Source organism: uncultured Neisseria sp. (genome assembly GCF_951230505.1).
Classification (GTDB): domain Bacteria; phylum Pseudomonadota; class Gammaproteobacteria; order Burkholderiales; family Neisseriaceae; genus Neisseria.
In genome coordinates this window covers 1-11,201 of the sequence record NZ_CATNVN010000052.1, presented here as the reverse complement: position 1 = coordinate 11,201, position 11,201 = coordinate 1, and the positions used below count along the sequence as shown (strand labels likewise).

Annotated in this window: 8 protein-coding genes; 4 read left to right on the top strand and 4 right to left on the bottom strand. The window is 47.7% G+C overall.

Annotated elements, in window-relative coordinates:
- Positions 1-115 precede the first annotated feature (115 nt).
- Both Q1M25_RS04960 and ubiD read left to right on the top strand, forming a co-directional pair.
- Positions 116-625, top strand: a complete 510-nt coding sequence (locus Q1M25_RS04960; RefSeq protein ID WP_128580824.1) for a DUF2199 domain-containing protein — start codon at positions 116-118, stop codon at positions 623-625.
- 326 nt (positions 626-951) lie between these two features.
- The gene (gene ubiD / locus Q1M25_RS04955) at positions 952-2,430 is read left to right on the top strand and encodes a 4-hydroxy-3-polyprenylbenzoate decarboxylase (RefSeq protein WP_300482402.1); all 1,479 of its coding nucleotides are present in this window, start codon (positions 952-954) and stop codon (positions 2,428-2,430) included.
- Positions 2,431-2,697: 267 nt separating this feature from the next.
- Here the strand turns inward: ubiD and Q1M25_RS04950 are convergent, their stop codons facing one another.
- The 4 genes from Q1M25_RS04950 to nirK all read right to left on the bottom strand — a co-directional run bounded on the left by Q1M25_RS04950 (position 2,698) and on the right by nirK (position 7,542).
- The gene (locus tag Q1M25_RS04950) at positions 2,698-4,806 is read right to left on the bottom strand and encodes an AsmA family protein (RefSeq protein WP_300482399.1); all 2,109 of its coding nucleotides are present in this window, start codon (positions 4,804-4,806) and stop codon (positions 2,698-2,700) included.
- A 161-nt stretch (positions 4,807-4,967) separates the two neighbouring features.
- Complete coding sequence (gene rpsO, locus Q1M25_RS04945; RefSeq protein ID WP_003679932.1) at positions 4,968-5,237, bottom strand: 30S ribosomal protein S15; 270 nt, start codon at positions 5,235-5,237, stop codon at positions 4,968-4,970.
- A 210-nt stretch (positions 5,238-5,447) separates the two neighbouring features.
- The gene (locus tag Q1M25_RS04940; RefSeq protein WP_150537623.1) at positions 5,448-6,203 is read right to left on the bottom strand and encodes a formylglycine-generating enzyme family protein; all 756 of its coding nucleotides are present in this window, start codon (positions 6,201-6,203) and stop codon (positions 5,448-5,450) included.
- A gap of 172 nt (positions 6,204-6,375) precedes the next feature.
- Complete coding sequence (gene nirK, locus Q1M25_RS04935; protein ID WP_300482394.1) at positions 6,376-7,542, bottom strand: copper-containing nitrite reductase; 1,167 nt, start codon at positions 7,540-7,542, stop codon at positions 6,376-6,378.
- Between the two features lie 399 nt (positions 7,543-7,941).
- Between nirK and Q1M25_RS04930 the strand changes: the two genes are divergently transcribed.
- Both Q1M25_RS04930 and prmB read left to right on the top strand, forming a co-directional pair.
- The gene (locus Q1M25_RS04930; RefSeq protein ID WP_300482392.1) at positions 7,942-10,197 is read left to right on the top strand and encodes a nitric-oxide reductase large subunit; all 2,256 of its coding nucleotides are present in this window, start codon (positions 7,942-7,944) and stop codon (positions 10,195-10,197) included.
- A 95-nt stretch (positions 10,198-10,292) separates the two neighbouring features.
- The gene (prmB, locus tag Q1M25_RS04925) at positions 10,293-11,192 is read left to right on the top strand and encodes a 50S ribosomal protein L3 N(5)-glutamine methyltransferase (protein ID WP_049322128.1); all 900 of its coding nucleotides are present in this window, start codon (positions 10,293-10,295) and stop codon (positions 11,190-11,192) included.
- Positions 11,193-11,201 lie beyond the last annotated feature (9 nt).

The window sequence follows — 11,201 nt, the reverse complement described above, 5'->3', positions numbered from 1 at the left end:
GGTACAATAGCTGCTGGTTTATCTTTCAAACCCGAAATGGAAGTCTGTTTTCAGACGGCCTGTTTGGAAAGTTGGTTGTGGAATTAAAGAATCTAAAATTCAAAAGGAATCCATTATGTACACTTGTACTTCCTGCGGCGAAAATCATGAAGAGATGCCCGCAATCGGCTTTATCACTCCAGATCCCTATAATGAGTTAAGCGAGGACGAACGTAGTACCTACCAGGCCGAGTGTAACGGTGATTTCTGCATTATCCGCTATCCTGACCAAACTGACCGCTTTATCCGCACGGTGCTGCATATCCCCATTATCGGACATGAGGAAACGTTGGAATACGGCGTATGGGTATCTGTCAGCGAAAAGAGTTTTAACGATTATAAAAGCCACTTCCATGATAATCCGGAAAACGTTGTTTATTTCGGTATGATATGCAACTGGCTACCCCCATATGAAACCAACACCTTCGGTCTGCATTGTAATGTCGTTACTCAGCTCAATAACCAACGTCCTCTGCTACAACTCCATCAAAGCAGTAAACATCCGCTGGTACGCGACTTTTACCAAGGCATAGAATACGCTGAAGCGCAGGCAAGGATAGATGCGGTATTCGGATCGGATTACTAAGAACAAAAAGGTAAACATTCCTCTCTTGAACGAAACCATACTTGATATTTCCTACCTTTTCCTGCAACTGTTTTGTAAACCTGTCCGCTATTGAGCAAATTGTCCACTTCAGCGGAATGCCTATTACCTTCGTGTCTGATACGATTACAGGTGAAACGTGGATAGATTTCTGCTACAAGGGCTGGGAGTTCAGTATTCACAACCCATATGGTACATATTGGTTTTTGCTGAAAACAGCGAATGCCCCAAAGCCATATTGCAATATATGATTCAGGCCGTCTGAAATCCAAAATTTGGTTTTCAGACGGCCTCAAATAAGGATCAACATGAAATACAGAGATCTGCGAGAATTTATCGCCGGATTGGAAGCTGATGGCAAACTCAAGCGCATTCAGCATCCGGTGTCGCCGCATTTGGAAATGACCGAAATCGCCGACCGCGTGCTGCGCGCTGAAGGGCCGGCGTTGTTGTTTGAAAATCCGATTAAGCCTGACGGTACGCGTTATGATTATCCTGTCTTGGCGAATCTGTTCGGTACGCCCGAACGCGTGGCACTGGGCATGGGTGCGGACAGTGTGTCTAAACTGCGAGAAATCGGGCAGACGTTGGCGTATCTGAAAGAACCCGAACCGCCCAAAGGCATTAAGGACGCGTTTTCCAAACTGCCGTTGCTGAAAGACATTTGGAGCATGGCGCCGAACGTGGTGAAAAACGCGCCGTGTCAGGAAATCGTATGGGAAGGTGAAGGCGTTGATTTATATAAACTTCCAATTCAGCATTGCTGGCCGGAAGACGTTGCGCCGCTGGTAACGTGGGGCTTGACCGTCACGCGCGGACCAAACAAAAAACGCCAAAATCTCGGTATTTACCGTCAGCAGTTAATCGGCAAAAACAAGCTGATTATGCGCTGGCTGTCGCATCGTGGCGGCGCGCTGGATTATCAGGAATTCCGCAAACTCAATCCCGATACGCCGTATCCTGTCGCCGTCGTGCTCGGTTGCGACCCTGCTACCATTTTGGGCGCGGTAACGCCTGTTCCCGATACTTTGAGCGAATACCAGTTTGCCGGACTACTGCGCGGTTCGCGGACGGAGCTGGTGAAATGTATCGGCAATGATTTGCAAGTGCCTGCCCGTGCTGAAATCGTGTTGGAAGGTGTCATCCATCCAAACGAAACCGCGCTGGAAGGACCATACGGCGACCACACGGGCTATTACAACGAGCAGGACCATTTCCCCGTGTTTACGGTCGAACGCATCACCATGCGCGAAAACCCGATTTACCACTCCACCTACACGGGCAAACCGCCCGATGAACCCGCCGTTTTGGGCGTGGCGTTGAACGAAGTGTTCGTACCGCTCTTGCAAAAACAGTTCCCCGAAATCACCGATTTCTACCTGCCGCCCGAAGGCTGTTCCTACCGCATGGCAGTGGTCAGCATGAAAAAACAGTACGCCGGACACGCCAAGCGTGTGATGATGGGCTGCTGGTCGTTCCTGCGCCAGTTTATGTACACCAAATTCATCATCGTGGTCGATGACGATGTGGACGTGCGCGACTGGAAAGAAGTCATCTGGGCGGTCACCACGCGCATGGACCCTGTACGTGACACTGTTTTGATGGAAAACACACCTATCGACTACCTCGACTTCGCCAGCCCCGTCAGCGGACTTGGCGGCAAAATGGGTTTGGATGCGACCAACAAGTGGCCGGGCGAAACCGACCGCGAATGGGGACGAGTAATCAAAAAAGACTCTGCCGTTACGGCCAAAATCGATGAGATTTGGGAGAGTTTGGGCTTGTAGATGTCATTTCTATTGGAATTTATACTTCAAATCGTGATGGAAATGATTGGGGTGATGTTTGAGGGTACGATAGAAATATTGAGGCTCGATTGGAGAAAAAGAAAACTCTCCAAAAAAGGCTTGATAATGTTGACTATATGGTTTGCCATCATTGTTGCACTGATTATTTATATGGTCATTCCTAAGTAAACATCTTATTTTGACAATGTAGCTGATAAAAGGCCGTCTGAAACTTTTTGGGTTTCAGACGGCCTTCGATTTGAAAATCTAGCGCGGTTTGAGCCACTTCCATTGTTCTTGTATGGTTTCTTGCAGGGCTTTTTGTTTTTCTGCCGGTGTGTTCATGCCATTGGTCAAGCGGCTGTAATCAAGGGTAATGGAAGGGTTTTGTACGGTTCCGCCGATTTTGAGGGGAATCGGTTTGTTTTTAGGTTGCAGTACGTTGCTGATAAGCAGGTTTTCGGACAGCTTTTGGGTATTCAAATCGGTATAGCCGCTGCTGACAACGTGCAGGCTGTCGGAAAACAGTTCGGTGTTGATATGATGGCTGATGCCTTTCTCGATTTCGCTATTGAGGATGAAATGATGGAAAGGGGTTTTGAGGTTGCTGTTGTCGATTTTTTCCGAAGAGATGCCGTTTTTCAGAATGCTGTCCATATCGATGCCGTGCCATGCGCCGTTGGTAATATCGAGGAGCAGGCTGCCGTTTAGGGCCTGTATCATTTGAGCGCGGTCGTTGCCGGAAGTTTGAATGTCGATAACGGCGTCGCCGCTGCCGCTGAAGCTGTGGAAGCCGAACAAGTCTTGCAGCAGCGGCTGAATTTGTATGCCTTTTGCGTTTTGCTGAAGGTGGTAGGAAGCGGGTTGGGTGGCTGCAATACTCAGGCCCCCCTCGGTTTTGCCACCATAAAGCCCGGCTTTGAAACGGTGCAGGGCGATATGTTCTTTATCGGCGGTGAGCAGGGATTCGATGTTTTCTAATTGCAGGCCGGCAGTTTGAATACTGCCGATTTGGAGGTTGGCCTCAATGTTGGGCAACCAGGATTTGGTCAGCAGGGAAGGAAGATTCAGTGATGGCTGGGTTTTCAGATCTTCCAAGTAAGGGGTCAGATTGAGTTTTTGTAAAGCGATACCGGCGTCAAGGTGCGGGCGCGGCTGGGCATCGCGTTGGTATTTAAAGGCCAAGGCGAGGGCTTGTCTGTCAAATGCGCCTTTCAGACGGCCTTCCCATGTATTGAGGCTGAAATTGGCCTGTCCTTCGACTGTACTGATGAATCGGGGGCGGGGAAGGCGGTTGATGGTGTCTTGCAGGGTGCTGAGGTGCAGTTTGGGCGCATCAATGCCTTTGCCTTTTTGCCAAACCAATGGGCTGGAAAAGGTAAAGTTGGTCTGGAGGTGGTCGTTTTTATGGCTGCCTTTGAGTTCAAAATTGGTGGCGGTCAAAACGGTTGGATAGAGGTTGGTTTTGTCCAGTTTGAATGAGCCGTCCCATTGGTTGTTTTCACTGCCGGCGGTCAATGCGCCGTTGAGTGTGTTGAGGTGCAAATAGCCGTTTTTGAATTGCAAGAGGGGAGAACGTGCGTTGATATGCAAGTTTTGATAGTCGCTTTCGGCTTGCAGATTGAAGTCGCGCAAAAGGGCGGTTTGATTTTGCCAATTAAGGCTGCCTGCGATTTGGGCATCCAGCTTGTTTTTGAGTAATACGGTTTGCAGGTTCAGCTTAAGGGAGGGAACACTCCAACCGGCATTGTTGGGTACCAGATAGCCTGCGCCCTGCCAACTGATGGGGTTGCCGATGTTTTGCAGTGTGCCGCTGATATCGAATGGACGACCGTCTGAATTGGCTCTTCGCAGGGAAAATTGCAGATCGTTTAAGGCAATATCTTGCTCTTTATTGTGATAGCGGATGCTGCCGCTATTGATGATAATGCGGTTGAGCTGGAAGCTTTCTTTTGATGCATGTTTTTGTTGCAGGCAGGCAGGCAAGTGGTTTTTTGGGCCCAGCGTCAGAGATGGATTGGAAAGAATCCATTTTTCAAGAATGGGGGCGTCTGACCATAGGCTGCTCCAGCCAAAGCCCATTTTGGACTCGGCAATGTTCAGCGTCGGCGTATCAGGTTCGGAAGATGAAAGGCTGAGGTCTTTTAAAATAAGCGTAGGGCGCGGCAGCCATTTTCTGCCGATAGTGGCGTTGTATTTGATTTGGCAGCCATGGGCGGAAAAGTTTTTTTGTATAAATGCGTCGATGTTTTCTGTGTTGAATATGCGGAACATTAAGGCACTCAATACCGCCGCGAGGCATAAAAGCGCGGTAATGCTGGAAACCAGGGTTTTCAGCCAAAATTTTCCTGAGTGCAACATGGAATGAACAGACAATTCAGATTCTCGCTTTGATGGGAGCTTTAAGGAGTGATTGGGAGTTTAAGCCTTGCTGCTTAAGCGTGTGGAAGTATAACACAGAGTGAGCCTGTGTTTTAGACGGCATGGGCATACGAATAAAAACACCGCCTAAAGGCGGTGTTGATTTTAAGCATAAATTATTTACGCAGACCCAGGCGGGTAATCAGTGTACGGTAAGTATCAGGCTGAGTACGACGCAGGTAAGACAGCAGGCGACGACGTTGGCTAACCATCTTCAACAGGCCGCGACGGCTGTGGTGGTCTTTAGGGTTGGCTTTGAAGTGAGGAGTCAGGTCGTTGATGCGGAAAGTCAACAGAGCGACTTGTACTTCAGAAGAACCAGTATCGCCTTCTTTACGTTGGAAATCTTTAACAATTTGTGCTTTTTGTTCTACGGTCAATGCCATGATGGATAACTCCGAAAATAAAAGAACCTTTTCAGGTTCAGACAAGTTTGCCAAGCCGAACGACCTAAGCAAACTCCTAAGTGCCTTTTTATAAAGACGGGCGGATTATGCCACAATTTGTCTTTGTGCGCCATATCTTTTCAGACGGCCAAAAAAAGCGGCGATACCTTTCAGTACCGCCAAAGCTGCTTTGGTGATAAAAACTAAACTTTATTTGCTCGCACAGCGGAAGCCCAAGTTATTTAAAACATATTTGGACTGCAGGCTGGTACGGATGCCGTAGCGTAAGAATGCCGCATAGTTGGACGGGTCGCTTGAGCCTACGGATGCGCCGCTACAGAACATTTGGGTGTTGGATGAACCAGCTGAGAGTTGGCTGCTGTTGAAGTCTTCAGTCCATTCCCAAATCAGGCCGTGCATATCGTATACGCCCCAGTAGTTGGGTTTGTTTTTACCGATGTCGTGCAGGCCGTTTCGGCCGCCGTCTGCATACCAATCCAAGATGGTGCGGTTGTAGCCGGGTTCGGCAGAGCCGTCTTTTTGAGTGGCAGAAGCCAAGCCTGCAAATTCCCACTCGTCAATAGTCGGCAGGCGTTTGCCTTTGGAAACGCAGTAGGCATTGGCGGCAAACCATGAAACATTAGTTACCGGATGTTTGAGTTCGCTGGCTTTAGGCGTATAACTGTTGCTGCCGTTTTTTACCCAATGTTTCAGGTAAGCTTTTTCAGCTTGTTTAGAGCTGATTTTGTCTTTTTGCCATTGTGGATGTGTTTTCAAAAATTCGGCGAATTCGGCATTGGTTACAGGATATTTGTCAAGTTGGAAGGGCTTGACTTTAATAAGGGAAGTCTCTTTTTTAAGATAGAGAGGGCGATAGCTGCCTCCTTCGATTTTTACCATTTCGGCTGCAAATGTATTGCTGCAGATTAAGGCACTGCCTAAGAGGAGGAGTCGTATGAGTTTCATGGTACGCCCTTATTATCGATTGAAACAGAAAATTTATTTTTAAGATAGCCTAATCATAACAAGGCCGTCTGAAAAATTAATCTGTCTGATTGAATAGGAAGATTAATTGTGATGGAAGCCACTGCGACTCTAAGAGAAGAGTAGCAGTGGCTTGGTGTATTAAACCGAGGGATTATTTAGCGGCTTCAGAAGCAGCAGGTGCGGCAGACGCAGCGGCTGGGGCAGAAGCGGCAGCACCGGCAGGTTGGTAAGCGGTGTCGCTCAGTTTTTTGGTCATGATTTCAGGGTTTTCGTCACCCTCAACTTTCAATTGACCCAAAGCACCTTTGTTGAACGCACGGAAGATAGAGTGGTCAACCAAAGTGTAGCTGCCTGGAATATCGACTTTGAATTCGATCATGGCGGCGCCACCGGCAGGAATCACAGTGCTTTGTACGTTTTCGTTAATCAGTTTACCACCTTCAACATATACTTTGTCGAAGATTTCGCCGATAACGTGGAAAGAAGATACCAAGTTAGGACCACCGTTACCAACGTACATACGAACAGTTTCACCAGCTTTAGCTTTCAGGGCATTGTCGCCGGCGATAGAGCCCACGTGGCCGTTGAATACAACGTATTCAGGTTGTTCGGCAATGGCTTTATCCATGTCGAAAGGTTGCAGGCCTTGAGCGCCTTTTTTACCTTTAGTATAGAAGTCACCTTGTACGATGTAGAACTCTTTATCTACTTTAGGCAGGCCTTCTTTAGGTTCAACCAAGATCAAACCGTACATACCGTTGGCGATGTGCATACCTACAGGAGCAACGGCACAGTGGTAAATGTACAAACCGGCTTGCAGAGCTTTAAAGCTGAAAGTAGAAGTGTGGCCTGGGGCAGTGAAGGAAGCTTCTGCACCACCGCCTTGACCGGTAGCAGCGTGGAAGTCAACGTTGTGAGGAACGGTAGAAGAAGGATTGTTAGAGAATTCTACTTCTACGGTATCGCCTTCGCGTACACGGATCATTTGGCCCGGAACGTCGCCGTTGAATGTCCAGTAGTGGTATTCAACACCGTCTTCCATAGTCATGGTTTTTTCGACGGTTTCCATTTTAACGCGTACTTTAGCCGGATGATCGCGATCGATTGCAGGTGGAACTTCCGGAGCGTGAGTCATGATGGCATCGACTACAGGCAATTCTGAAGAAGGAGTCTCGGCAGCAGCTTGTGAGTCAGAAGCAGCAGGAGCTTCGGCAGAAGCGGTGGCAGCCGGAGTTTCAGCTGGTTTAGCAGCTTGTTCGCCGCATGCGGCCAGTGCAAATACAGAAGCGATAAGTGCAGCTAAGGTTTGGCGTTTCATGTTTAAAGTTTCCTTATTGTAAGAAAAGTTAAGTATCCTGATAGGATGGTTTGAAATTTTGTATGATTATGTAGGCGCTTGTTTGGGTGCATTTTGACATAAATCAAATTGTTCAATGAATATGAATCTTTTAATCCTTAAATACTCCTTTAGTAGTATAAAAAACTAAACCGAAAAGTTTATTTTTGTGTGAAAATGTTAGTGTGGGCTTAACACAAAATATAACAAAGGAGGAGTTATATAGGATAATAGGAATCAATATCATGTAAGTTAATGGTTTTAAAGGAATATTATTGACAAAATATTTCTTTACTTTTAAAACCGTGATACAATCTTTAACATTCATATTTGATGAATTAATACCCAACCACTTTTTACCAAAATCAAGGAGTACTCAAAATGGGACAGTACAAGAAGCTTTGGTACTTGCTGTTTGCCGTACTGGCAGTATGCTTTACCATTCTTGGTTATATGGGTAGCGAGGTCTATAAAAAGGCTCCGCCATACCCTGAACAAGTCGTTTCTGCATCCGGCAAAGTCCTGATGACCAAAGACGATATTTTGGCAGGTCAATCTGCATGGCAAACTACCGGCGGTATGGAAGTTGGCTCTGTATTGGGTCACGGTGCATACCAAGCTCCGGACTGGACTGCCGACTGGCTGCACCGCGAGCTGGTTGCATGGTTGGATCTGACTGCGCAAGAAACTTACGGCAAAAAATTTGACGAAGTTTCTCCTGAGGAACAAGCTGTTCTGAAAACCCGTTTGGCTGACGAATACCGCAACCAAAGCCGTATTAAGGAAGACGGTTCTGTCGTTATCAGCGATACCCGCGTGAAAGCGATCGAAAGTATTCTGCCTTACTACCACGGTGTGTACAGCGACGATCCTAAGTTCCAAACCACTCGCGAACACTTTGCAATGAAAAACAACACATTGCCAAGCCAAGAAGCGCGTGAAAAACTGTTCAACTTCTTCTTCTGGACTTCTTGGTCTGCTTCGACCAACCGTCCTGACGAGAACTTCACTTACACCAACAACTGGCCGCACGAGCCTTTGATCAACAACGTACCGACTACTGAAAACTACATGTGGTCCTTCACCAGCGTGGTATTGTTGCTGATGGGTATCGGCTTGCTGATGTGGGGTTACTCTTTCTTGACCAAACACGAAGAGGTTGAAGTACCTACCGAGGATCCTATTTCCAAAGTACAACTGACTCCTTCTCAAAAAGCGTTGGGCAAATATGTATTCCTGACTGTTACGCTGTTTGTCGTACAAGTACTGTTGGGTGGTTTGACTGCTCACTATACTGTCGAAGGTCAAGGCTTCTACGGTATCGATACCGCACTGGGCTTTGAAATGGCCGACTGGTTCCCATATGCGTTGACCCGTACTTGGCACATCCAATCCGCTATTTTCTGGATTGCAACCGGCTTCCTGACAGCAGGTCTGTTCTTGGCTCCGATTGTGAACGGCGGTAAAGATCCTAAATTCCAACGTGCCGGTGTGAACTTCCTGTACATCGCCCTGTTCATCGTAGTCGGTGGTTCTTATGCAGGTAACTTCTTTGCTTTGACCCACATCATTCCGCCTGAGCTGAACTTCTGGTTCGGTCACCAAGGTTACGAATACTTGGATCTGGGTCGCTTCTGGCAACTGTTGCTGATGGTCGGCTTGCTGTTGTGGCTGTTCCTGATGCTGCGTTGTACTGTCTCTGCCTTTAAAGAAAAAGGTACAGACAAAAACCTGTTGGCTATCTTCGTAGCTTCTATGGTCGGTGTGGGTGTGTTCTATGCTCCTGGCCTGTTCTACGGTGAAAAATCTCCAATCGCTGTGATGGAATACTGGCGTTGGTGGGTGGTTCACCTGTGGGTAGAAGGTTTCTTCGAAGTGTTCGCTACTGCCGCCTTTGCATTCATCTTCTACAACATGGGCTTTGTCCGCCGTAGTACTGCTACTGCTTCTACTTTGGCTGCTGCTGCCATCTTCATGTTGGGTGGTATTCCAGGTACATTGCACCACTTGTACTTCTCCGGCTCTACCTCTGCTTCTATGGCAATCGGTGCATGTTTCTCCGCTTTGGAAGTTGTACCTTTGGTTCTGCTGGGTCGTGAAGCTTACGAACACTGGTCTTACCAACACCTGTCCGACTGGGCGAAACGTCTGCGTTGGCCTCTGATGTGCTTCGTAGCAGTTGCCTTCTGGAACATGATTGGTGCCGGCGTATTCGGCTTCCTGATTAACCCGCCGATTTCCCTGTTCTACATCCAAGGTCTGAACACTACTGCAGTTCACGCTCACGCGGCTCTGTTCGGTGTGTACGGTTTCTTGGCTCTGGGCTTCGTATTGCTGGTTGCACGTTACCTGAAACCTAATGCTCAATTTGACGACAAACTGATGACTTGGGCATTCTGGCTGTTGAACGGCGGCCTGGTGGGTATGATTGCCATCAGCCTGTTGCCGGTCGGCGTGATTCAAGCTTATGCTTCTATCACTCACGGTCTGTGGTATGCACGTAGCGAAGAATTCCTGCAAATGGAAATTCTGGATACCCTGCGTTGGGTTCGTACCGCTGCTGACTTGATCTTTATCGGTGGTGCTGTCTGCGTTGCTATCCAAGCTACCAAAATCGTATTCAGCCGCGATAAATAATCTTAAGCTGAATTAAATCGAAGGCCGTCTGAAAAGTTTTCAGACGGCCTTTCTGTTATAATTTCAATATTCTTAAATCGACAAGACAAAACATTATGTTTAAGCAAGCTGCTCAAGAGCTGACCACTGTTCGCGATTTGTTGCGTTTCGCCGTCAGCCGTTTTAATGATGCCGGACTGTTTTTCGGACACGGAAGCGATAATGCCCATGACGAGGCAGCCTATCTGATTTTGCACACTTTGAATCTGCCGTTGGATACGTTGGAGCCTTATTTGGATGCCAAATTGTTGCAAAGTGAGAAGGAAGAGGTATTGTCCATTCTCGAACGCCGCGCAGTGGAGCATATTCCTGCCGCGTATCTGACGCATCAGGCATGGCAGGGTGAGTTTGATTTTTATGTTGATGAGCGCGTTATCGTGCCTCGTTCTTTCATTTACGAATTGCTGGGCGACGGTATCCGTCCTTGGATTGAACATGATGAGTTGGTACATCGAGCTTTGGATTTGTGTACCGGTAGCGGCTGTTTGGCCATTCAAATGGCGCATCACTATCCCGACGCACAAATCGATGCCGTTGATTTGAGCTTGGATGCGCTGGAAGTGGCCGCCATCAATATTGAAGATTATGGCTTGGAAGACCGTATCAGCTTGGTGCATACCGATTTGTTTGAAGGTTTGGATGAAACTTATGACTTAATCGTTTCCAATCCGCCTTATGTCGATGCGGAATCTGTGGAAGCGTTACCTGATGAATACCTACATGAGCCGGAATTGGCTTTGGGTAGCGGCGAAGATGGTTTGGACGCTACGCGTCAAATCATTCTGCAAGCGGCAAAATATTTGAATCCCAAAGGTGTATTGTTAGTTGAAATCGGCCACAACCGCGAAGTCTTGGAAGCGGCTTATCCGGAATTGCCGTTTACTTGGTTGGAAACCAGCGGAGGCGATGGGTTTGTATTCTTGTTGACCCGCGAGCAATTATTGGGTGAAGAGTAGTTTATTTTG

Excerpts from the sequence above, each read along its gene's own strand:
- prmB (WP_049322128.1), top strand. The coding sequence starts at position 10,293 with ATGTTTAAGCAAGCTGCTCAAGAGCTGACCACTGTTCGCGATTTGTTG.
- ubiD (WP_300482402.1), top strand. The coding sequence starts at position 952 with ATGAAATACAGAGATCTGCGAGAATTTATCGCCGGATTGGAAGCTGAT.
- Q1M25_RS04960 (WP_128580824.1), top strand. The coding sequence starts at position 116 with ATGTACACTTGTACTTCCTGCGGCGAAAATCATGAAGAGATGCCCGCA.
- Q1M25_RS04940 (WP_150537623.1), bottom strand. The coding sequence starts at position 6,203 with ATGAAACTCATACGACTCCTCCTCTTAGGCAGTGCCTTAATCTGCAGC.
- nirK (WP_300482394.1), bottom strand. The coding sequence starts at position 7,542 with ATGAAACGCCAAACCTTAGCTGCACTTATCGCTTCTGTATTTGCACTG.
- rpsO (WP_003679932.1), bottom strand. The coding sequence starts at position 5,237 with ATGGCATTGACCGTAGAACAAAAAGCACAAATTGTTAAAGATTTCCAA.
- Q1M25_RS04930 (WP_300482392.1), top strand. The coding sequence starts at position 7,942 with ATGGGACAGTACAAGAAGCTTTGGTACTTGCTGTTTGCCGTACTGGCA.